Source organism: Streptomyces sp. NPDC001787 (assembly GCF_040297465.1).
In the GTDB taxonomy this organism is placed as follows: Bacteria; Actinomycetota; Actinomycetes; order Streptomycetales; family Streptomycetaceae; genus Streptomyces.
In genome coordinates, this window is record NZ_JBEOZE010000048.1 from 26,379 (window position 1) to 48,048 (window position 21,670).

Here is a 21,670-nt window from a genome sequence, read left to right on the forward strand (position 1 = left end):
GGTCAGCCGCCGATGGGGTCGTGGCAGGAGACGAGCTTCGTGCCGTCGACGAAGGACGCCTCGACCTGGAGCAGGCCGAGCATCTCCCGTACGCCGGGCATCGTGTCGTCCTCGCCCACGACATGGCGGCCGAGTTCCATGCAGTCGGCCACGCTCCTTCCGTCCCGGGCCGCTTCGAGGATGGCTTCGGTGATCAGCGCCACCGACTCGCTGTAGTTGAGCTTGAGACCGCGGCCCTGGCGTTTGCGGGCCAGGTCGGCCACGACGTACACGAGCAGTTTGTCGATCTCGCGGGGCGCGAGGTTCATCGTCGGTACCTTCCTCGTCGGGGATGTGCGGCAACACGTGGGCGGACGGGCGGGGTCAGTCGCTCGGGCGGAAGCGCGGCAGGAGCGGCACGGCGGCCATGAGGACCCAGGTCGTGAGGATGAACGGCCAGGTGAAGGTGTGGCCGCCGAAGGGTTTGAACAGTGAGGTCAGTGACGCCGTCAGGCCGGTGGTGGCGGCGGCTCCGAACAGCGCGTACGCCGCGTTCCAGACGGTGCCGGCCAGCAGGACCGCGCCGACGGCGATGGCCACGAGGACCGCGTTGTAGCCGTAGATCCCGTTGGCGATCAGTTCGGCGGGCGCTCCGAGCGCCCAGGCGGCGAAGATCCCGACGGCACTGCCCGCGGCGGCGAACAGGACCACGCGGACCCCGGCGAGGGCCAGGCCCACCAGCATGATCAGTCCGACGTACCAGTCGTCGACCAGGAAGACCTGCGAGACGTTGGTGAAGAAGCCGTGCCAGAGGTCGTCCCAGGACAGCGCGGTGTCCCCGCTGGTCGTGCTGGACACCGGGGCCGGGTCACCGTGCCAGATCCGGCCGAAGGAGGGCGCTCCGAGCACCATCACGCCGGAGACCAGGCAGAACGGCGCGGTGAGCGCGGTCAGTCCGTAGGGGGCGAGCAGTGTGGTGAGCGCCGCCATGAGCAGCGTGCACATGATGGCGCCGACGACGGCGAGCACATAGGTGGCCGGGTGGTGGCCCAGCGAGCTGACGAGGGCGATGCCGGTGAGGCAGCCGCAGTAGCCCTGGAGCCCCAGCGCGATGCCCGAGCGGTCCACCCCGAGGGCGTAGGCGGTGGCGGTGGAGATCAGTGTGCCGAGGGTGGCGAAGAGGCCCGTCTCCCAGCCCGCCGCCCACAGTCCGAGAAGGATGACGGCGCCCGTCCAGGCGCCGGGCTGGAGGTCCACCTGGCCGACTCCGCGCACGGAGGCGAGTAAGTAGGCCAGCGGCTGCGGTGCCTTCGACCTCTGGTGCTGTCGCGCGTCGGCGGAGGGCACGAGGAGCTCCGTAACTCAGCAGGGAAACATGACGGCGAGGTCACCGCCGGTGAGCGACGGAGACAGCCAATGACAGATATATCCTATTTACCCACTTTCGCCCTGCTGGGGAATCCGGAGGGCTGCGCCGGAGGAGTGACGGCCGGCAGCCCCGCGCGCCGGTACGCCGAGGGCGCCGTCACCGCCCCGTACGGTCCACGGGTGTCCCTCAGATCCGCTTCGCGCGAGCCCGCCCATCCCGATCACTCCCCCGGCAGGCAGGGCCCCGTGATCGCCGCCGTGGCCGTCGGCGGCGCCATCGGCGCCGGGGCACGCTACGGCGCCGAGCGCCTGTGGCCGACCGGGGAGTCGTCCTTCCCCTGGACCGTCCTGCTGATCAACGCCGTGGGCTGTCTGCTGATGGGCATCCTGATGGTGGCCCTCAAGGAACGGTTCACCGGTGCGCCGGCCCTGCTGAATCCGCTGCTGGGCACCGGCGTCCTCGGCGGATTCACCACGTTCTCCCACTACACCGACAACGTGCGCCAACTGTTCGAGGAGGGATCCCCCGGGTACGCGGTCGGCTGCCTGGTCCTGACCGTCGTCGCGGCTCTCGCGGGTGTGACCGCGGGCGTGTACGCCACGCGCGCCGCGCTGGGCCTCCGGAGCGGCGACGGGGTGCGCGCATGACGCTCGACTGGCTGCTCGTCCTGGGCGGCGCGCTCGTGGGCGCCCCGCTGCGCTATCTGACCGGAGCCGCGGTCAAGGCCCGTGTCCACACCGCCGTCCCCTGGGGCACCTTCGCGGCGAACGCTGCCGCCGCGCTGATCCTCGGATTCGTCGCCGAGGGGGCGTCCGAGGGAGATCTGGGGCCCCGGGTCCACCTGCTGCTGGCCACCGGCTTCTGCGGGAGCCTGTCGACCTGGTCGACATTCTCCTACGAGCTGCTGACCCTGGCCTCCGCACGCCGCGTCGCCGCGGCCGGCGCCTATCTGTGCGTCAGCGTCGGCGCAGGCGTGGGACTGTCCTTCGCCGGGGCCGCCCTGGCCCGCGCGGTCTGGTGACGGGACCGGCGGCGCGCCGCGCGGCCGAGCCTCCCGCACCGCCGAGCCCCGGTCCCCCGCGGGTGCGGGGGCCGGGGCTCGGCGGTGCGGTGGGCGGTGAAGACTCAGTCGATGCCGGGCAGGATGTGCGGCTCGGCGAGGTCGTCCTCGTAGCCGGCCAGCCGGATGGGTGCGGACCTGGCCCAGACCTCGATGTTCCGGAGCTTCTCGGGCCGTCCGGCCCGCTCTCCGTGCCCTTCGGCGGGCCGCTTCTCGTCCTTCGTCAGTTCTGGTGTCACCGCGCACTCCTCTGTGTCGCGTAACCCCGGACAGTTACGGCGCGACCTCTCGGCCGTGGACCGACCGCCCTTCGGGGGCAGGGGCAGGAACAGTTCGGTCGCGGTGGCGCCGGCATGGGGCGGGACGACGACCTGGTTGCAGGCCTGTCCCAGGACGGTCGAGGAAGGTTCGTGGATCCCTCGGTGCCGTCCGTTCACTTCAGAGTAACCAAATGAGCGTCATCGCGCTCGACGGAACGTGTGACCTGGGTCACTTTCTGCCATCGACGGGTCCGGGCCGGGAGAACCGGCCCCGGATCACCAGCCCGCGGGCGCGTAGTCCTTGAGGAAGCAGCCGTACAGCTCTTCGCCCTCTTCCCCGCGCACGATCGGGTCGTAGACCCGGGCGGCACCGTCGACCAGGTCGAGAGGGGCGTGGAAGCCCTCCTCGGCGAGGCGCATCTTGTCGGGGTGCGGACGCTCGTCCGTGATCCATCCGGTGTCGACGGCGGTCATCAGGATGCCGTCCTTCTCGAACATCTCCTGGGCGCTGGTGCGGGTCAGCATGTTCAGTGCGGCCTTGGCCATGTTGGTGTGCGGGTGGCCGGCGCCCTTGTAACCGCGGCTGAAGACCCCCTCCATCGCGGAGACGTTGACCACGTACGCGCGCTTCGCGGCCGTGGCCGCCATCGCCGGGCGGAGCCGGCTGATCAGGATGAACGGCGCGGTCGAGTTGCAGAGCTGGACTTCGAGGAGCTCGATCGGCTCGACCTCCTCGACCGTCTGGATCCAGCTGTTGGTGTCGTGCAGGTCCGGGACGAGCCCGCCCGCGTCGATCGCGGTACCGGCGGCGATGCGCGCCGGCGAGGCCGAGCCCGTGACCAGGGCCAGGTCGGTGACGTCCTGCGCGCTCAGCCTCTCCTTGCGGGCGGCGGGCAGCGCGGCGACCCGGTCCACGGTGCCGCTGCCGAAGGTGCCGATCACCTCGGCCGCGGGCAGCTCGCCCGCGGGCAGCGGCGCCGACTCCGCGCCGACCAGCTCGCTGTACGCCTGCGGGGACCGCCGCACGGTCTGGGCGGCGTTGTTGATCAGGATGTCCAGGGGCCCCTCGGCGGCGACCGAGTCGGCGAGAGCCACGACCTGGGCCGGGTCACGGAGGTCGATGCCGACGATCTTCAGCCGGTGGATCCACTCGTCGCTGTCCGGCATCGCCTTGAAGCGGCGGATCGCGTCGTTGGGGAAGCGGGTGGTGATGGTGGTGTGCGCACCGTCGCGCAGCAGCCGCAGCGCGATGTACATACCGATCTTCGCCCGGCCGCCGGTGAGCAGCGCACGGCGACCCGTGAGGTCCGTCCGGGCATCGCGCCGGGCCCGGTTCTCCTTGGCGCACCCCTGACAGAGCTGGTGGTAGAAGGCGTCCACCTCGACGTAGCGGGTCTTGCAGATGTAGCAGGACCGGGGCCGCTGGAGTATCCCGGCGATCTCCGCCTCGGCCGAGGACGAGGGCAGGACGCCCTGGGTCTCGTCGTCGATGCGCTCGGCGGAGCCGGTCGCGGTGGCTTCGGTGACGGCCTTGTCGTGCGCGGTCTTCGCGGCGCGGCGCTCCTGGCGGCGGCGCTGCTTCACCGTGCGGTAGACGCCCGCGGTGGCCCGGCGCACGGCGACGGCGTCCGGGTGGTCGATCTCGATGGAGTCGAGCTCGTCGAGAACGCTCAGGCAGACGGCCAGTCGCTCCGGGTCGATACCGGCACCGAACTCTTCGATTCCGGGAGCGAACTCCGGGCTGTCCTCTGTCACCGTCATTGCCGATCCTCTGCCATCTGTCCCCGCGGGCCACTGGTCACCGCAGGCCGAAACACCCCGGTCAAGTCTGCCATGCGCCGAACGCTGCTCCGTTCGTGGCCGTCCGGCCCATTGTCGACATCCGTTCAGCGATTTATCGACATGGAGCCGACAAGTGGCGGAAGAACGCGGACGGACGCATGACCTCCGTATTGCTGGGCAGGCGCGCATCGACACATCCGACGGCAGGGAGGGCGACACCATGGCGGCCATGTCCGTGCGAACCACCGGAGCCGACCCGGGCACACTGCCCTGGATCGAGGAGACCGGGAAGGTCGCGCCACAGGACGCCCGCGCCCTGTCGAAGGTGTTCTTCGACCGGCTCCAGGTCCTTGAGGAGGGCACGCACGAGTACCAGTACGCGCGCAACACCCTCATCGAGATGAACCTGTCGCTGGTGCGTTTCGCCGCCTCCCGGTTCCGCAACCGCGGCGGTGACGACACCGAGGACATCATCCAGGTCGGCACCATCGGGCTGATCAAGGCGATCGACCGCTTCGACCTGTCCCGTGAGGTCGAGTTCGCCACCTTCGCCGTGCCGTACATCGTCGGCGAGATCAAGCGCTTCTTCCGTGACACCTCCTGGTCCGTCCACGTCCCGCGGCGGCTCCAGGAACTGCGCGTGGACCTGGCGAAGGCCAAGGAACAGCTGTCGGCGGAGCTGGACCGCGAACCCACGGTCAAGGAGCTCGCCGCCCATCTGGACCTCCCGGAGGAGGAGATCATCGAGGGCCTGGTCGCCGCCAACGGCTATTCGGCGGGCTCCCTCGACACACCGTCGGCCGACAGCGACTCCGGTCAGGACCAGCGGGCCTACGCGGATCTGCTGGGCGGGACGGACCCCGCCATGGAGACCGTCGAGAACCTGCACACCCTGGCACCGCTCCTGGAGCAGCTGGACGAGCGGGAGCGCAGAATCGTCCAGATGCGGTTCGGGGACGAGATGACGCAGTCACAGATCGGCGCGGAGCTGGGCGTCTCCCAGATGCATGTGTCGCGGCTGCTGTCGCGGATCGTGCAACGCCTGCGCAAGGGCATGTCCGTGGTGGCCTGACGGATCCTCCGCTCCCGTTCCGGCCCCCTCGCGCCTGTGAGGGGGCCGGAACGCGTACCGGCCCTCCCCCGCGGTACCCCGGGACCGCCGGGTGCTGGAGCGGACCGGGACGGAACACGTAGGATTTCCCCGCCCCCCACGGGCCGCCGGAATCCGGCCGGAGTGAGATGTCCGGACGCGGGTAGACGACCGGCGAGAAAGCGAATCCGACCATCCCCGCAGCGCCCTGGCTGGAGCTCATGAACGAACAGGTCACCTCGCGACCGGCCGGCCGCTCCGAGGAGTCACGGCCCACCGAGATGCTGCACAGCGCCGCCGTGTTCGACGGCGAGCCGGGCTGCATAGCGCAGGCCCGTGCCCTGGCCGACCGGTTCCTGGCGCGGCTCGCGGCCGAATGGCTGGCGGTGCTGGGGGAACACACCCGCAACGACCTGATGCTGGCGGTCAGCGAACTGGTCACCAACGCCGACCGCTACAGCCACGGGCCCTATCTGCTGGAGCTGGAGGGCACCGCCGAGCGCATCAGCGTCACGGTGTACGACAGCAGCACGGCACTGCCCGTGCTCTACGCGCCCGATCCGGCCCGGCCCGGCGGCCACGGCATGGAGATCGTCGTCGCGCTGTGCGACCGGCTGACCGCCGAGCGGGTGCCGGTGGGCAAGCGCATCCGGGCGGAGTTCGAACTGAGCAGTTGAGCGGTCGCCGAAGGGCCGGGGAACCGGCCGGCCGGAGGACGGCGGCCCGGACCGGTCAGCGCGCCACGGGTGGTGCGTCGAAGACGCAGTCGCCGCACAGCCCGCCCGCCGGACACCGGTAGTACAGACAGCAGCTGCGCCGCCGGAACGCCGGTGTGTGCGGAGCACCGGTGGTCCGCAGGTCCGGATCGTCGAAGAGTTCGGCCCCCAGCGCACGCGCCCGGTGCGCCACGTCCGGGCGGGAGTTCGTCCGCGCCCAGGCGACGAGTTCGCGTACGGCGCCGGCGAGCGCCGAGCCCGCGTTGCCCCACAGCAGCCGGCCGGAGATGTTCCCCTCGCGCCGCATCGCCTCGGCGAGCGGCACGAGGTGTCCGTACTGGACGGCCTCGCGCAGCCGCTCGGCGGTGCCCGGCACCGCTCTTGGGTCCGCCGGCCACAGGTCGTCCGGGGAGGTGTGCCCCGGGTCCCAGTGCAGGGTGTCGGGCGCGATGTCCGGGAACTGGCCGAAAAGCGCGGCCGGCCCCAGTGCGACGGACCAGAGCCGGGCCGCGAGACCGAGGTGGGCGATGGAGGCGGCGACCCGGCGCTCGGGAGCCCGGAGCCGGGCGGCGACCGTGTCGATACGGGCCGTGAGCGGCGCCGTTTCCCCTGCGTACAGCCGTGCCAGCGGCCGGTGGTCCCCCTCGGGGACGGGGGCGGTCCTGAGGGCGAAGAATCCGCCCACCGAGGCCGCTCGGGTCAGGTCCATGCTCGGCTCCTCCTCGGGCCGGTCACAGCCCGTCCGCCTTGTTCCGGCCACTCGATGTGCCGGATCAGCAGCTCACCGTATCCGCAGGGGCCCAACTTCTGAGCCCCGGGGGAAGGAGGACTACCGTCAGGAGGAGGACGTAGGCGTTACGCCCGTACTACTAGAGCAGTACGCCGAATCGCCGACTCAAGGACGACGACGCGGCGTCCTGAACGGGACATCGTGGTGTACATGAGTTCCCTCGCGCTGTCTGTGCTGCTGTCACTGATCTCCGCGGTCGCCTATGCGGCCGGGGCGATCGTCCAGGAGCGCGTGGCCGCGGCCGGTGACGACCGCTCGTACGCCCCCCTGCGCAACGCCGCCTGGTGGGCCGCCGTGGCGCTCAACGGGGTCGGCGCGGTCCTGCACGTGGTGGCTCTGGCCTACGGTCCGCTGAGCCTGGTTCAGCCGCTGGGCGCCCTCACGATCGTGTTCGCCCTGCCGATGGCGGCGCTGTTCGTCCGCCGCAGGGCGGGCGCCACGGCCTGGCGCGGCGCGGTCATGGCGACGGTCGGACTGGCCGGACTGCTGGCCCTGACCGGGAACTCCGCGTCGCACTCGCTGGACGGTCCGGAGCAGCTGATGCTGGCGACCGTCACGTTCGGCGCCGTGGCGGCGCTCTTCCTCCTCGCCCGGGGGCTGCGCCGGCCGATGCCGCGCAGCGTGGTGCTGGCCACCGGCGCCGGGGTGGCCTTCGGCATGGCGTCGGTGTTCACCAAGACCGTGGCCATGGAGTGGACGTCCGGATCGGTGCGTTCCGGGCTGCCGCCGCTCCTGGTGATCGCGGGACTCGCTGCGGCGGGTCTGCTGCTGTCCCAGGCGGCGTACCGCGGGGCCGGGCTGACCGCTCCGCTGGCGACGGTGACCGTGGTGAACCCGGTCGTCGCCGCCGCCGTCGGCATCACCCTGTTCGGCGAGCACTTCCGTTACGGCTGGACGGGCACCGGACTGGCGCTGTCCTGCGGCGCCCTGGCCGCGGGCGGGCTGGTGCTGCTGACGACGGAACGGCTCGGCGCCGAGCGCATGAGCGATGCCGCGCGGTCACAGGAGCGGGCGCGGTCCTCCACCGCCGGGGCGGCGAAGGCCGTGCGGGCGGCCGGGACCGGCGACGGGGACGTGAGGGCCACCGAGGACCTGGGCGACTCCGGGGGCGCACCGTGCGCGGAATCGGACCGGGGCTCCGCAGGGACGCCCGCGCTGCCGGTGGCTCCGGCCGGAGCGGCGCCCTGGAGCCGGTCGGTCCCGCGCCTGCCCGAGCCCGCCCGGCCCGGTTCGGCCGGGGTCAGGGCAGCCGGGACGGCTGCCCCCGGCACGCCCGCCGAGGCCCCGGCGCCGGGTCCGTTTCCCGCGCCGCACGCCCTGCCGCTGTCCGTGACCGTGCCTCCGGGCCGCGGCGCGCGGCGCGTGGTGTTCGCCGGCCCGCGGCCCTTCGCGGGCCGGGCACGGCGTGCGGAGCCGGCTCCCGCCGTCGGCGCCGAGCCGGAGCGGGCCGTGGGGGCCGTGGGGGCCGTTCAGACGTTGACGCCGCCCGCCCTGAGGTAGGCCAGCGGGTCGATGTCCGATCCGTAGCCGGGGCCGAGGCGGATCTCGAAGTGCAGGTGCGGGCCGGTGCTGTTGCCCGTGGAGCCCGAGCGGGCGATCCGCTGCCCGCTGGAGACCTTCTGCCCCTCGCGCACATGGAGCGCGGACAGATGGGCGTACTGGCTGTACCTGCCGTCGCTGTGCCGGACGACGACCTGGTAGCCGTACGCTCCCGCCCAGCCGGCCGAGACGACCTTCCCCGAGGCCACGGACTTCACCGACGTTCCGGTGGGGACCGGGAAGTCGACGCCCGTGTGATAGCCGCTGGACCAGGAACCGGCCTGCCGGTACGGCGTTCCGGTACGGGCGGACACGGGGGCGCTCAGTCCGGAGGGCTTCTCCGCCCGTTCGGGGGCGCGGTGCTCCTTCTTCGGCCCGGGCTTCCGCTTCGGCTCGGAGGTCCGCCGGGGTTCGGGGGTCTTCTTCGGCCCGGATTCGGCGGCCTGCCTCACGGGGGCCTGCGCCGCCGGCCGGGCAGCCCGCTCGGGCTTCGGCGCGGCGGACTCCGCGGCCTGCGGCTTCTCGGCCCGCCCGGTCTCCGCCACCTTCCCGTCCTGCTTCTTCGGCTTCGGGGCGGGCGTGGCCCGATCCGACCCGGACGTGGCGCCGGCCGCCTGCTTCTTCGCGCCGGCCTTCGGTGCCCGGGCCACGTCGAGGTTCAGCCGCTGCCCGGGAAAGATGAGGTCGGGGTTGTCACCGACCACCGTGCGGTTCGCCTCGTAGAGCCCCTGCCAGCCGCCCCGGAGGCGCTCTGTCGCCGCGATCCCGGACAGCGAGTCGCCGCTCGCCACGGTGTACGACTCGCGCTCGCCGGGCACGGCGGTCGGCGAGGCGGACGCCGTCCCGGTCCGGGGCTGACGGGGCGAAGCGGCCTTCTTCGGGGCCTGGACCGGCCTGCTGCCCGCGGCCTGCGGCGCGACCTCCGGGGCGTCGCCGCCACGGGTGAGTCCCGCCTGTACGGAGCAGGTGGGCCAGGCGCCGGGCCCCTGCCCGTCCAGCACCTGCTCGGCCACGGCGATCTGCTGGTCCCTGGTCGCCAGGTCGGCGCGTGCCGCGAAGGCCGTGCCGCCGTACGCCGCCCAGGTGGAACCGGTGAACTGAAGTCCGCCGTAGTGGCCGTTGCCGGAATTGATGTGCCAGTTGCCGGTCGCCTCACACGCGGCGACCTTCTCCCAGACATCGCTGGAGGCGGCCCCGGCCGGGGCCGCGGCGATGAGCGGGAGCGCGATGCCCGCACCGCCCACCGTCACCGTGAGCGAGGCACGGTTGATCCGGCTCGGCTGGTACTTGCGGTGCCGTCCGTTCGCGGCCATGACTTGGCTCCCCCACAGGCAGTAGGACACGTCGCAAACGGCCAACTTAGGCCCATACGAAGGATGGTGACAAGGTACCGTTTCGTCTCGGCCGTCCCTGGCGTTCCCATGGCCTGATTCCGCCTTCGGGCCCGCGCCGCGGGCGCCCGGCCGACACCTCCGAGGAGCACCGGGGTACGTCGGCCGGGGCGGCCCGGCCGGGGAATGGAGAGCGCTCTCCCCTGATGCTATAAAGGCGCACATGACGGATGACCCGCGGTCGGCAGGTGCACCGACCCTGGAGGACGTGGCGAGGGCGGCGGGCGTGTCGCGCGCCACCGTCTCACGGGTCATCAACGGGGTCCGCAATGTCGACCCGGCCATCCAGGAGGCCGTGCGGCAGGCGGTGTCCGCCACCGGCTACGCCCCCAACCGCGCCGCCCGCTCCCTGGTCACCCGGCGCGCCGATGCCGTCGCCCTGGTGATGTCGGGCGCGGGCGTCGAACCGGGGGCGGCACGGGCCGCGGCCGAAGGCCCGTTCACCACACGGGTCTTCACCGACCCGTTCTTCGGCCGGGTGGTGAGCGGGGTCGTCAACTACCTGCGGCCTCGGGGGATGCACCCCGTTCTGATGTGCGCGGAGACCTCGCGGGACCGCGACGAGGTGGTGTCGTACCTGCGCCAGGGCAGCGCGGACGGTGCCCTGATCGTGTCGACGCACGCGCAGGACCCGCTGCCCGCACTGATCACCGACGCCGGTCTGGCGGCGGTCCTGTACGCGCGCCCCGCCCGCCCCGTACGGATCAGCTTCGTCGATCTCGCCCACCGGGACGGCGCCCGGCTGGCCGCCGGGCATCTGCTCGCCCGGGGCTGCCGGCGCGTCGCCACGATCACCGGCCCCTTGGACGTCCCGGCGGGCCAGGACCGGCTGGCGGGGTTCCGGGACACCATGGCGCGGCACGGGCACCCGTACATCCCCGTCGCCGAGGGGCAGTTCACCCAGCGGAGCGGTGAGGCGGCGATGGCCCGGCTGCTCGCCGAACACCCCGATCTGGACGGGGTGTTCGCCGCCAACGACCTGATGGCGATGGGGGCCTGCCATGTGCTGCGCGAACACGGCCGCCGGGTGCCGCAGGACGTGGCGGTGGTCGGCTTCGACGACAGCAGCGCCGCCTCCGCGTGCCGCCCGCCGCTGACCACGGTCCGGCAGCCGGTGGAGGAGATGGCCGCGGAGATGACCAGGCTGCTCCTGGACCGGCTGGCCCGGCCGGACGAGCCGCCCACATCCGTGATCTTCGAACCGGAGCTGGTGGTGAGGGAGTCGGCCTGAAGGCCGTGCCATGGCCTCCGGCGGACCGGCGCGCGCAGCCGCCGTCCGAGGTCGGCGCTCCCGTAGCGGCGGCCGGCGGTGTCGCGGGCGGGTGTGAGCAGCCCCCTCGCCTCCCAGTGGTGCGGGACGTGCGCAGCCGGACCGAAGCGTTCCGCGAGGGCGCCGATACCTGTCGGCGCGCGTTCACCGCCAACAGGCGTCCCGTGTCCGCGCCGCACTCCGCCGGAGGCGTTCTCCCGTCCCGTCGGCCCGGACACGGTCCCGGACCCGTGGAGCCGGGCGGCGGTCTCGGAGTTCCCCGGCCGCCGCCCGGTTCCCGCGATCACGCCGTGTAGACGCCGAACTCGTAGAGCGAGTACCCCCAGGGGGTGCCGCGCACCGAGGCGCTCACGCGGACGTAGCGGCCCTCTCCGGCGACGACGATGTCATCGATGCCCCCATTGCCCTCGGTGACGGTGTGGACGGTGGTCCAGTCCTGGCCGTTGTCCGAGGTCTGGACGGTGTACGCCTTCGCGTACGCGGCCTCCCAGGCCAACTGCACATGCCGGAAGGAGGTCTTCGTCCCGAGGTCGACCTGGATCCACTCGCGGTCGGACCAGCCGCTCGCCCAACGGGTGGCGAAGGATCCGTCGACCGCGTAGGCCGCCGGGCACGGGCAGCCGACGCTGTCCGGCTGGAAGCTGGACGCCTCGGCCGGGCGGCCCGCCGCGACGTTCGTGCCGTCCACCTTCGGAGGCACCACCTTGAAGGACTTGGTCTCGATGCCGACATTGCCCTTGCCGTCCGAGGACTTGAGGTAGACCTTCCATACCCCCAGCCGGTCGGGGGCGGTGACCTCGAAGGTCCCGTTGCCCTTGTCCGTGAACCGGGTCTCCGTCAACTGCCCGCCGCCATCGACGTACTTGCCGCCGAACAGCACCTGATGGGTGAGCGCGTCGCCGTCCGGATCGGTCACCGACGCCCGCACCGTGAACGGCCGGCCGGCCGGGACCTCGGAGGCGTTGTCGACCGTCATGCCGTTGATGACGGGCGGCGTGTTGTCACCGGACGCGCCGGCGCCGTACGCCTCCTTCACCGCGTAGTACGCGAGCCGTTTCTGGCCCGCGGGCAGCAGGTTGAACCAGACGCCGCCGAAGTCGTACTCGGTGCCGTAGTGGAAGAGCGTGGCACCGAGCGCCACGCCGGAGTGACCGGTGACGCACTGCCACGCCTTGGCGTAGCCCTCGGCCTTCGCCACGTCCGTCGGCTCGTCCGGCACGCCGTTGGCGTCGTCCGGCACCTCCCACTCCCCGGCCGGGCCCCCCTCGGTGACGATGTAGGGCTTGTCGAAGCCGCCGTCCTCCCAGGTCCTGCGGATGTCGCAGACCGCACCGTAGGAGTTCACCGCGTACAGATCGAGGTCGGGCGCGTTCTTCCGGTAGTACGGCCAGGCTCCGGTCCAGGCGTCGGTCGAGGTGACGGGGTGGTTGGCGTCGACCGCGTGGATCCTCTTCGTGATCTCGTTGACGAACGTGGTGTACGCGTCGCGCTGCTGTTCCAGCGCAGCGCCGCTGTAGCAGTTCTGCAGGCCGAGCACGGACTCGTTGCCGACGTTCCACATGAGGACGCCGGGGTGGTCCCTGTAGGTCTCCACCCACTTGGGGAACTCGGCCAGCATGCTGTTCTTGTAGCCGGTGTCCGTGAGGTAGTCGACACAGCCACCGCTGCCGGGGCCGCCTCCGGGCTGGAGCCAGAATCCGGCGATCACCTTGATGCCGTTGTCGGCCGCGCCGTCCAGGAGCGGCTTCGTCGTGGCGTCGGTCCCCCAGGTCCGGATCGTGTTGACACCCATCGATCTGACGTCGGGCAGGTACTTTCCGGCATCCGCGACGGCCGGGCCCCAGGTCAGCCCTTTCACCGTGTACGGCGAACCGTCCACGGTCAGCTGCCAGGCACCCTGCGAGCCGGTCACCTTCACGACGCTGCCGGCCGCCTGGGCCGCGGGCGCGGGCAGGGTGGCCGCCGTGGCGGCGATGAGCGCGGCGACGGCGAGACGTGCGGTGGTGCGCCCGCGTGGACGGGAGAGGAATCGGGTACGGGTACGGGCTCGGGCGGGCCGTCGGAGACGGGGCAGGTTCATCGGCGGTGGCTCCTCGGCGGAGTGCGGCAGGCGGGTGGAAGAGAGCGGGGGAGAGCGCTCTCCTCCAGGGGCGCGGCACACCCGTGAAGGAGAGCGCGACGGGGTCAGGGCAGCTCGTAGTCCTCGTTCAGCGCGGACCCCGCACCGGGGTTGGTCTGGTCATAGCCGCGGGCATCGCACTGCAGGCCGCCGACGACGCAGTGGTCGACCAGGGCGTCGAGGGTGGCGTCGTCCCACGCGTTGAAGAAGTCGTAGTGGAAGGAGTGGCCGGTACCGCTGGCCAGCCTCACCTGTGACATATCACCGTTGACGGGCCAGGCCATCTTGAACTCGATCATCGGCAGAGCCACCGGGTGGGTGGCCGGACAGACGTCCTGGTTGGCGCCCTGGGCGAGCGGATAGGCCATGTGCGCCTTGTGGTCGGGCGTGTCCAGACTCCGCCCGTCCCAGCAACTGGGCGCCTGCATACGCAGGTTGAGCTGCACATCCTGACCGGTCGGGCAGTTCGCCGGGAATTCGGTGTTGTGGTAGCTCTCTCCGCACTCCCAGCCCTCGACCGTGCCGGGGTGATCGCGGAACTCCTCGGCGGTCTGCGTGGGGCTGCCGACGACGAACCGGAGCCCCTTGGGGAACGGCCGCACGCTCCGGTAGTCCGTCACACCCGACTTGTAGTAGATGGTCTGCGGCCCGACCGGCCGGACCTCCCGGTCCCCGTTGTAGAGGGTCGGCATCCAGTACGCCGACAGGTCGCCCGGCGCCTTGCACACGGTCCCGCCGGCACCGAGGGACGCGGTCGTGCTGTCGGCGTCGGTGGTGTCGTTGCCCATGAACGTGTGGTCGTGCGACTTTCCGGCCTGCCCCGGGTAGACGATCGGGTCGTCCGGCGCGGTATGGCTGACCGAACAGTTCGCCTGGAACTCGTGGAAGTAGCGGTGCGGGGGTATCCCGGTGGACGGCTCCACCCCGGTGACCGGCGGATTCGCCGGAATGTAGCCGTCCCCGTCGGGGTCGTCCCCGAAGGCCACGGGGGCGGACGCCGCCATCGCGTGCCCGCGCATGACATGTGACATCGAGGCGGACTGCCCGGACGCGGGACGGGCGGTGACACCGGTCTCGGCACCGGCGTCGCCGATCGCGGTGAGCGCCGTGACGACCAGGGCCAGGACGGTCACCACGATCAACGCGGACACCGCGGTGGATTTGCTGAATCTATCGGCCATGCGGACCTCCATGCCGCTCTGCGGCCATGCACATCGCGTGCACGGTGGGGGGAGTTGAGCTGGACGGTGCAGCCGGGAGGACGCTCGGCCCCACGCGCTACGGGCCGGTGACTCCTGGGAGATTCGTCGGGGGGTTCCTCGGGACTCTTCGGGAGATTCCGCGCGGGAGAGCGCTCTCCCGCGCCGTGCAAGTGTTTCGCCGGCGCTGAGAGAGTGTCAATAGTCCGTGAACGATGCACAGTGCACGCGGTGTTGCCATACGAGGGAGGCGCGCGGTCGCGCCCGGGGCCGCGCAGGTAGCTGCGTGCCGTGGAGGGGTACGCGGGCCGTCCCGCGCACCCCTCCACGGCCCACGGGCTCAATCGGCCCGGCCACCCGCTCGCGGGTCGACCGGCGCGAGGACTCCGAGCCGGTCCTCGATCGCCTGGGCCGCAGCCAGGCACAGGTCCTCCCGGAACGCGCGCCCGACGATCTGCACCCCCGTGGGGAGCCCGTCGGCCATCCCGGTCGGTACGGCCACACCGGGTACGCCCACGAAGCTGGTCACTGTGCACAGGCGCATTCCCGACCCGACACGGTCCCGCCCCGGCCTGTCACGCGATTCCAGCCCCGGCTCGAACGGCGGCTCGGTGAAGACCGGGCCGAGCAACAGCGGGTAGGAGTCGAGGAATTCGGCCCAGGAGCGACGGATGTTCAGCCAGGTGCCCATCAGTTTCATCAGCTCGTCCGCGGTCGCGGGCGGGGTCTGCTCCATCGCCATCCCGATGTAGCGGTCCCCGCCCTTGCCGAGCAGTTCACGCACCGCCGCCCAGTTCGGGGCGAACTCGGTCACGGTGATCCGGCCGTACGCTTCGAGCGCCTCGTCCAGGCGTGGCACGTCCGGCACCTCGCACACGTCGTACCCCGCGTCACGGAGCGCGTCGGCCGCCGTCTCGACGGCCGCGCGGACCGTGGGGTGGACACCGTGTCCGCCGGGGTCCGCCACGACCGCGACCCTCACCGGCCCGGCGAGCGGTTCGCCGTAGGCGGGTACCGGAACGGCGCGCGGGTCCCGGGGATCGGTCCCGGCGAGCACCTCGTACGCGAGCCGGAGATCACCCACGCTCCGGGCCAGCGGACCGTCGGTGACCAGCATCTGGGACGCCGGACCCGGGTCGTCCGGGCCGAGGATCCGGTGGTCGGCGGGAAACCGGCCCGTGGACGGCTTCAGCCCGGCCACGCCGCAGAACTGCGCCGGGACGCGTACCGATCCGCCCGAGTCGTTGCCGAGCCCGAGCGCCGCCATGCCCGTGGCGACGGCCACCGCGTCACCTCCGCTGGATCCGCCCGGGGTCCGGCCGCTGTCCCACGGGTTGACCGTGTCGCCGAACAGTTCGCTGCGCGTGTGCACCCCGGCCAGGATCAGGGTGGGGATGTTGCTGTGCCCGATGGGGATGGCCCCGGCCGCGCGCAGCCGCGCCACCGGGGGCGCGTCGGCCGGTGCCACCAGATCACGGAAGCGTTTCACTCCGAACGTGGTGGGCACGCCCTCGACCGCGGTGCTCTCCTTCACCGTGAACGGCACGCCCGCGAGCGGCCCCAGCGTTTCACCGGCGGCCCGTCGCCGGTCCGTCCGTGCCGCGGCCTCCCGAGCGCGCTCCGCCAGGAGCTGAGTGACCGCGTTCACCTGCGGGTTGACCTCGGCGATGCGGTCCAGGTGGCTCTCGACCAGCTCCACGGCCGAGACGTCCGCGCTGCGCACCGCCTCCGCCTGTGCGGTGGCCGACATCGTCCACAGGGCGTCCTGCATGGCTTTCCCCTCCTCGTTCACGTACCAATGCGCTTGCATCGGAACGGTACCGCTGGAACCGATGCGTTCGCATCACATAAAATGCGCGGTGAACCGGAGTGCCGTGGAACAAGGAGGCGACCGAGCATGCCCAGGCACGTGGACCATGTGGGCCGGCGCCGCCTCATCGCCGAGGCCGTCTGCCATCTCGCCGACGAGCGCGGGCTGGAGGGTGTGACCCTTCGCGACGTCGCCGCCCGCGCGCAGGTGTCGATGGGCGCGGTTCAGCGGTGCTTCCGTACCAAGGAAGAAATGCTCGTGTTCGCTCTCGGGCACATCGGTGAACGGATCGGCGAGCGCGTACGGGCCCGCCTCGTCAGGAGCCCGGCCCAGTCGGCAGGCACCGCCCTGGGCCACGCCGCCGACGAGATCTCACTGCTCCGGGAGGAGCACCGTGCCGAGGCCAGGGTCTGGCTGGCCTTCGTCGCGCAGGCCGCGGTGAGCACGGTGCTCGCCAAAACACTGAAGGCGAACTACGCGGCCCTGCAAGAGGTGTTCGCCCGACTCATCTCGGAAGCCGACGAGAGCGCCGGCTCCGCCGTGCCCCTCGATCCGCAACGCGAGGCCCGCACCCTCCTCGCCCTCGCGGACGGCCTCACCGCGCACGTCCTCATCGGCCACCTCACCCCGCACGAGGCACACGACCTCCTCCACACGCATCTGGCCGGCCTGTGGGAGGGACCGGTCAGGCCCCCTCACACCACATCGCACCTCCCGGACCGACGCTGAACCTCCATGAGGGCAGGACGGATCGGGCCGGGGAAGCGACGTGAACCGGGTCGGCCGTCGCCCCGCAGGACAGGCTTCGCCCCGCCGGTCCACCTCCCGGCCGGGACGATCCGGCGATGAGGGGGGCCGTGGTGCCGCTGGACAGCGGGGTCCGGGCGTACCTCGCCCACCCGGGTGGGACCTCGCCGACGCCCGCGGCCGGAGTGCTCCCGGAGGGCGTCCTGCGCCCGCCCCCGGACCCGTGTCGCCCCGCGCGACACGGGCCGGGTGGATCAGGCGGTGTGCAGGGTCAGTCCGTAGCGGCTGAGGATCTCGTTGACCGGCTGGTGCCAGGTCTCACCGCCGCCGCTGCAGTTGCCCCAGCCGCCCGAGGTGACGCCCTGCGCCTGGTCACCGCTGATGAAGGAGCCGCCGGAGTCACCGGGTTCGGCACAGACGCTCGTCTTGGTCATCTGATGGACGGCGCCCTGGCTGTAGTTGACGGTCTCGTTCTTGGCGAGCACGCTGCCGCAGTGCCAGTGCGTGGTGGAGCCCGAGCGGCAGACCGAGGCACCGACCGGCGCCTCTGCCGAGCCCCGGACCAGCTGGTCGGAGACGGTGCCCCAGCCGAGGACCACGGGGACGGTCCACCAGCCGTTGCCCACACTCACCCAGGCGTAGTCGTCGCCCGGGAAGGACGAGCCCTGGAAGCTGCCGATGTCCGAGCCGTCCCAGCCGCGGACCGCCCCGCCCGCCTGGCCGCAGTGCCCGGCCGTGACGAAGCCGCCGTGCACCGAGAAGCCTATGGAGCACCGGACGTTGCCGGTGTAGTACGGGTCACCGCCCACCGTGCCCGCGGCGAAGGTCCGCGGGGCACCGCCCGTTTCCTTCACCGTGACCGGACCGGCCTCGCGGGCCTGCGCGACGAAACGCCGGACATCGTTGTCACCACGCGCGGAGGCGACCACGTTCACGACGACGCTGCTCGCCTCGGGGTCGACGTGCCAGCTGCTGACACCGCTCGGTGCGGGCAGCGCGTCGATGCGCCGCTTGGCGGCGTCGAGCCGCCGTGCGGTGTGCGGGACCAGCCGCGTATCGGCGCCGGTACCCCGTACCGCCGCCGCGGTCCGCTCGTCGGTGATGGCGACGGTCAGTCTGCCGGTTCCCGCGTCGAACCAGGAGCCGCCGTACGTGGAGCCTGCCGCGCGCCGCGCCTTCGGCTCCACCGCTGTCGCCGTCCGCTCGGCGGCCAGCCGCGCCCGTGCCTGACTTTCCGTCAGCCCGAGATCCTTCCGCATCGCCGAGAGCAGGCCCGCGGAGGCCGGGGCGTCGGCGGGCACGGAGGCCCGGGTGCCGGTGATGGAGGAGGGGGAATCCGCCGCGGAGGCGGAGGGCAGGCCCACAGCCGCCCAGGCGCCGAGGAGGAGCAGCGCGGACAGACCGGTCCGCACAACTGTCGTGTTTCTCAAGGGAATGGACCTTCCTGTTGTTCCAGCATCGTGGGGTGGAACAGGAGGCATCCGGGAGCGCATCCGGAACAGTCGACTGGGAGCGCTCTCAGATGTACCGCAACGGACTGTAACCCAGAAAGATAGGCAGGTCCATGCCAATCAAGCCAGGTCCACACCAAGGAGCGAACCGGCGACGGAACGGGGCTCCACGCGGTACGCGGGCTGAGTAGGCGTACTCATCCGGCGTACCGTCAGCGGCCGTATTGTCACCGTCGTACGCGGCCGTGCTGTCACAGCCGTACGGGGTGAAGGCGCATCCCGATGGAGCCGGGGGGCTCCGTCGGCGGCAGAGGGGGAAGTTCGTGGATCTGTTCGACTGGGGGCTGGGCGGCCGGAACGAGCACGAGGTGGAGAGCGGAGGCGGCTGCTCCTGGGTCACCGTGGTGATCATCGGGGTCCTGGTAGGGCTGGCCCTGCTGGTGAGCGCGTTCTTCGGGTTCCTCAGGGGACTTCTGTGACAGGCCCGTTCACCGAGGGCGGGCCGGGCGGGGACTGAGCGCTCACGGGGCCAGCAGCGGGAGTCCGCACTCCGCCCACAGCTCGCGGAAGCCGCCGCCCGGCGCGGCGCCCTCCTCCCCGGCGGTGCGCCAGACCCGCACCGCCCGGGAGGGGGCGGCGAACCGGGGCCAGCCGGGATCGCCGTGCGCGGCGAAACCGGCCCAGGCCCCCAGCATGCGGCGCGACAGCTCATGATCGTCCCGACCGGGTGCGCCGCCGGTCAGGAAGTGGACGCTCTCCTCGTCGAGATTGCCGAACGCGAACGGGATGTCCGCGCAGTGCCAGGCGCGCACCCGCCGCCCCTGACCACCGCGCTGCCGGGCGAAGCGCGACATGAACACCTTGCCGCCCGCTTCCGCGTGGAAGTCGGCGAGCCGGCCGCTGTACTCGCCGAAGAGCAGATCCGTATGGATGGCCAGATGGAGGCCTCGTACGGAAGCGTCCGGCATCCGTGCGCGGTATCCGTCGACGAGCGCGGCAGGGAGTCCGAAGTCACGTGCGAAGAGGGCCAGTTGCTCCTCCGTGGTGATCTTCGCGCTGCTCCCGACGGCGTCCAGGAGCCAGTACTCCTCCGTGGTGTGGCAGACCAGCAGGTCCACCGCCCGGGTGAGTCCGGCCGCCGAGGCGGTGAGCGGGTCGAGAGGCAGGGTGTCCCCGCCCGCGACCGGTCCGTAGACCGCCGGGTCGTAGTGGCGCTGCCCGGAACGGGGGTCCCGGCGGTACCGGTCCATGACCCGGTCGCCCGCGGCCACGAGGAGCTGGGGCGGCGCGGAGAGCAGTCCCGCGCGGGTGGCGGGCACACCGGCCGCGGCGGCGACTTCGGCGGTGGTGCGCGCGGCCTCCGCCACGGACGCGCAGGCGTTGACGGCACTGTGGACGATGGCGCGGCGGAAGAGTCCGCGTGCCCGGTCCATCGCCATGAGGCAGGCGACCGAGGTGGCTCCCGCGGACTGTCCCGCCACGGTGACGTTCCCCGGCGCGCCGCCGAACGCCTCGATGTTGTCGCGTACCCACTCCAGGGCCGCGATCTGGTCGAGCAGCCCCCGGTTGTCGGGGCAGGGCGTCTCGCCCTCCTGGGCCGGGACATGGCCGAAACCTTCGAAGCCCAGGCGGTAGTTGAGGGTCACGACGACGACTCCCGACCCGGCCTGCGCGGTTCCGTCGAAGTCCGGTTGCGCGGAGGAGCCGAAGAGATAGGCACCACCGTGGATCCAGACCAGTACCGGCAGCCCGTCCCCCGCGGTGCCCGGCGTCCAGATGTTGAGGGTGAGGATGTCCTCGTCGCCGGGTGACCAGACCGGCGCGCCCGGCAGTTCGGCGGACTGGGGAGCCACCGGCCCGAAGGCCGCACCGTCCCGGACCCCGTCCCAGGGCCGCGCCGGGCGGGGCTCGCCGAACCGGTTCGCGCCGAACGGCGGAGCTGCGTAGGGGATGCCGAGCACGGCGACGATCCTGTCGTCCCGGGCGGCGGTCCGTCCACGCACCCGTCCGGACCTGGTCGTGTACTCAGTCACCGCTGCTCCCCCGTCCTCCGTCACCGGTTCTCCGTTCCGGACACGGATTCAGCATGTCAGCGGGTCGGACGAACGCGCCAACACCAAGATCACCACGATTCACGCACTGCGGATGTGAGTCGGTGTGAGCCGGTGTGGGGAACCGCTGCCGTACGAGGCCACGGCAGTACCGGGTCACGGCCCGGAAAACGGCCGGCCCCGGAACAGCATGGGAACGGCCGGTCTCCGGATGGGTGGGGTGTACGTTCCGAAGCAGCACCGGGCCGAGCCCTCGGACCGCGGCACCGCCCATGACGGCACGGCCGCCGACCGCGCGGTCCGCCGACCGCACGCCCCATGACCGTACGATCCACGAAGCGGAAAGCCGGTGAACACCATGACGACCGACACGCCTCTCGCGGCCGGTGTCCCCGTACCCGACACCACGCTCGCGCGGGAAGCGACCGAGCTGGTACGCGACACCACGAGCGAGCTGATCTACCACCACTCCCGCCGGGTCTTCTGGTTCGGCGCCCTCCAGGGGCACCACCGCGGCCTCTCCTTCGATCCCGAGCTGCTCTACATCGGGGCGATGTTCCACGACCTCGGGCTCGGCGAGCGGTTCCGTTCCAGTGGCAGGCGCTTCGAGGTGGACAGCGCGGACGAGGCCCGCCGCTTCCTCCAGGCGCACCAGGTGCCCGAGGACAGCGTCCGGCGGGTGTGGACGGCCATCGCCCTGCATACGACCCCGGGCATTCCGTCGTACATGGAACCCGAAGTGGCGCTGGTGACCGCCGGTGTGGAGTACGACGTGCTCGGCATCGGTTTCGGGGACATCTCCGAGGCCGACCGGGCGGAGATCGTCGCGCTCCATCCGCGTCCGGACTTCAAGCGGGAGATTCTCGCCGCGTTCACGGACGGCATCCGGAGCAAGCCGGAGACCACGTTCGGCAATGTGAAGGCCGATGTGCTGGAGCACTTCGTCCCCGGCTTCGCACGCGGTGACTTCGTTCGTACGATCCTCGACTCCCCCTGGCCCGAATGACCTGCGCGGCCCCGCGAGGTGGAACAACCCCGCGGGGCCGC

The 21,670-nt window shown here is 71.9% G+C and carries 20 protein-coding genes and 1 pseudogene; 9 read left to right on the forward strand and 12 right to left on the reverse strand.

Features of this window, described 5'->3' with window-relative positions:
- Positions 1-2: 2 nt before the first annotated feature.
- On the reverse strand, positions 3-308 hold the full coding sequence (locus tag ABT170_RS38280) for an urease subunit gamma (protein WP_266926174.1): 306 nt from the start codon (positions 306-308) through the stop codon (positions 3-5).
- Between the two features lie 55 nt (positions 309-363).
- Complete coding sequence (locus ABT170_RS38285) at positions 364-1,326, reverse strand: urea transporter (RefSeq protein WP_329947215.1); 963 nt, start codon at positions 1,324-1,326, stop codon at positions 364-366.
- A 201-nt stretch (positions 1,327-1,527) separates the two neighbouring features.
- Here ABT170_RS38285 and ABT170_RS38290 point away from each other — a divergent pair, with 201 nt between their 5' ends.
- Positions 1,528-1,995, forward strand: coding sequence for a fluoride efflux transporter FluC (locus ABT170_RS38290; protein ID WP_351875466.1), 468 nt, complete (start codon positions 1,528-1,530; stop codon positions 1,993-1,995).
- Entirely contained in the window at positions 1,992-2,369 is a 378-nt protein-coding gene (locus ABT170_RS38295; RefSeq protein WP_329947216.1) for a fluoride efflux transporter FluC, read from the forward strand. Before ABT170_RS38290 ends, ABT170_RS38295 begins: the two co-directional genes overlap by 4 nt.
- A gap of 104 nt (positions 2,370-2,473) precedes the next feature.
- Here ABT170_RS38295 and ABT170_RS38300 read toward each other — a convergent pair whose 3' ends face one another.
- Together ABT170_RS38300 and ABT170_RS38305 are read right to left on the reverse strand one after the other, a co-directional pair.
- Entirely contained in the window at positions 2,474-2,647 is a 174-nt protein-coding gene (locus ABT170_RS38300) for a hypothetical protein (RefSeq protein ID WP_266926167.1), read from the reverse strand.
- A gap of 297 nt (positions 2,648-2,944) precedes the next feature.
- The gene (locus tag ABT170_RS38305) at positions 2,945-4,429 is read right to left on the reverse strand and encodes an SDR family NAD(P)-dependent oxidoreductase (protein ID WP_351875470.1); all 1,485 of its coding nucleotides are present in this window, start codon (positions 4,427-4,429) and stop codon (positions 2,945-2,947) included.
- A gap of 241 nt (positions 4,430-4,670) precedes the next feature.
- Here ABT170_RS38305 and ABT170_RS38310 point away from each other — a divergent pair, with 241 nt between their 5' ends.
- Both ABT170_RS38310 and ABT170_RS38315 read left to right on the forward strand, forming a co-directional pair.
- Complete coding sequence (locus ABT170_RS38310; RefSeq protein ID WP_329947218.1) at positions 4,671-5,522, forward strand: RNA polymerase sigma factor SigF; 852 nt, start codon at positions 4,671-4,673, stop codon at positions 5,520-5,522.
- Positions 5,523-5,761: 239 nt separating this feature from the next.
- A complete protein-coding gene (locus tag ABT170_RS38315; RefSeq protein ID WP_329947219.1) occupies positions 5,762-6,217 on the forward strand; it encodes an ATP-binding protein in 456 nt (151 codons plus the stop codon).
- A gap of 55 nt (positions 6,218-6,272) precedes the next feature.
- On the opposite strand, the gene ABT170_RS38320 is transcribed toward ABT170_RS38315, so the two are convergent.
- On the reverse strand, positions 6,273-6,965 hold the full coding sequence (locus tag ABT170_RS38320; protein WP_329947220.1) for a (2Fe-2S)-binding protein: 693 nt from the start codon (positions 6,963-6,965) through the stop codon (positions 6,273-6,275).
- 222 nt (positions 6,966-7,187) lie between these two features.
- Here ABT170_RS38320 and ABT170_RS38325 point away from each other — a divergent pair, with 222 nt between their 5' ends.
- Positions 7,188-8,546 carry a DMT family transporter gene (locus ABT170_RS38325; RefSeq protein ID WP_351875475.1) on the forward strand — a complete coding sequence of 453 codons (1,359 nt, stop codon included), beginning with the start codon at positions 7,188-7,190 and terminating at the stop codon, positions 8,544-8,546.
- Here the strand turns inward: ABT170_RS38325 and ABT170_RS38330 are convergent.
- Positions 8,516-9,898, reverse strand: a complete 1,383-nt coding sequence (locus ABT170_RS38330) for a peptidoglycan DD-metalloendopeptidase family protein (RefSeq protein WP_351875478.1) — start codon at positions 9,896-9,898, stop codon at positions 8,516-8,518. The two genes, ABT170_RS38325 and ABT170_RS38330, sit on opposite strands and share 31 nt — an antisense overlap.
- A 241-nt stretch (positions 9,899-10,139) precedes the next feature.
- Between ABT170_RS38330 and ABT170_RS38335 the strand changes: the two genes are divergently transcribed.
- Positions 10,140-11,207: a LacI family DNA-binding transcriptional regulator gene (locus tag ABT170_RS38335; RefSeq protein ID WP_329947223.1), complete on the forward strand. Its 1,068-nt coding sequence runs from the start codon at positions 10,140-10,142 to the stop codon at positions 11,205-11,207.
- Between the two features lie 53 nt (positions 11,208-11,260).
- On the opposite strand, the pseudogene ABT170_RS40750 reads toward ABT170_RS38335, so the two are convergent.
- The 4 genes and pseudogenes from ABT170_RS40750 to ABT170_RS38355 all read right to left on the reverse strand — a co-directional run.
- A pseudogene (locus ABT170_RS40750) lies at positions 11,261-11,533 on the reverse strand (MerR family transcriptional regulator); the annotation flags it as partial.
- Positions 11,530-13,326 carry a galactose-binding domain-containing protein gene (locus tag ABT170_RS38345; RefSeq protein ID WP_351875482.1) on the reverse strand — a complete coding sequence of 599 codons (1,797 nt, stop codon included), beginning with the start codon at positions 13,324-13,326 and terminating at the stop codon, positions 11,530-11,532. The pseudogene ABT170_RS40750 and the gene ABT170_RS38345, both read right to left, overlap by 4 nt.
- 104 nt (positions 13,327-13,430) lie before the next feature.
- Positions 13,431-14,546: a DUF1996 domain-containing protein gene (locus tag ABT170_RS38350; protein ID WP_329947225.1), complete on the reverse strand. Its 1,116-nt coding sequence runs from the start codon at positions 14,544-14,546 to the stop codon at positions 13,431-13,433.
- A 358-nt stretch (positions 14,547-14,904) separates the two neighbouring features.
- Positions 14,905-16,335, reverse strand: coding sequence for an amidase (locus ABT170_RS38355; protein ID WP_351875485.1), 1,431 nt, complete (start codon positions 16,333-16,335; stop codon positions 14,905-14,907).
- A 126-nt stretch (positions 16,336-16,461) separates the two neighbouring features.
- On the opposite strand from ABT170_RS38355, the gene ABT170_RS38360 reads away from it, so the two are divergent.
- Positions 16,462-17,103 (forward strand): TetR/AcrR family transcriptional regulator, encoded by a 642-nt coding sequence (locus ABT170_RS38360; RefSeq protein WP_351875488.1) that lies wholly within the window; start codon positions 16,462-16,464, stop codon positions 17,101-17,103.
- Between the two features lie 272 nt (positions 17,104-17,375).
- Here the strand turns inward: ABT170_RS38360 and ABT170_RS38365 are convergent, their stop codons facing one another.
- Positions 17,376-18,551: a S1 family peptidase gene (locus ABT170_RS38365; RefSeq protein WP_329947228.1), complete on the reverse strand. Its 1,176-nt coding sequence runs from the start codon at positions 18,549-18,551 to the stop codon at positions 17,376-17,378.
- A 344-nt stretch (positions 18,552-18,895) separates the two neighbouring features.
- Between ABT170_RS38365 and ABT170_RS38370 the strand changes: the two genes are divergently transcribed.
- Positions 18,896-19,051 (forward strand): hypothetical protein, encoded by a 156-nt coding sequence (locus tag ABT170_RS38370; RefSeq protein WP_351875490.1) that lies wholly within the window; start codon positions 18,896-18,898, stop codon positions 19,049-19,051.
- Positions 19,052-19,093: 42 nt separating this feature from the next.
- Here ABT170_RS38370 and ABT170_RS38375 read toward each other — a convergent pair whose 3' ends face one another.
- Positions 19,094-20,605, reverse strand: a complete 1,512-nt coding sequence (locus ABT170_RS38375) for a carboxylesterase/lipase family protein (RefSeq protein WP_351875493.1) — start codon at positions 20,603-20,605, stop codon at positions 19,094-19,096.
- A 376-nt stretch (positions 20,606-20,981) separates the two neighbouring features.
- On the opposite strand from ABT170_RS38375, the gene ABT170_RS38380 reads away from it, so the two are divergent.
- Positions 20,982-21,629: an HD domain-containing protein gene (locus tag ABT170_RS38380; protein WP_329947231.1), complete on the forward strand. Its 648-nt coding sequence runs from the start codon at positions 20,982-20,984 to the stop codon at positions 21,627-21,629.
- Positions 21,630-21,670 lie beyond the last annotated feature (41 nt).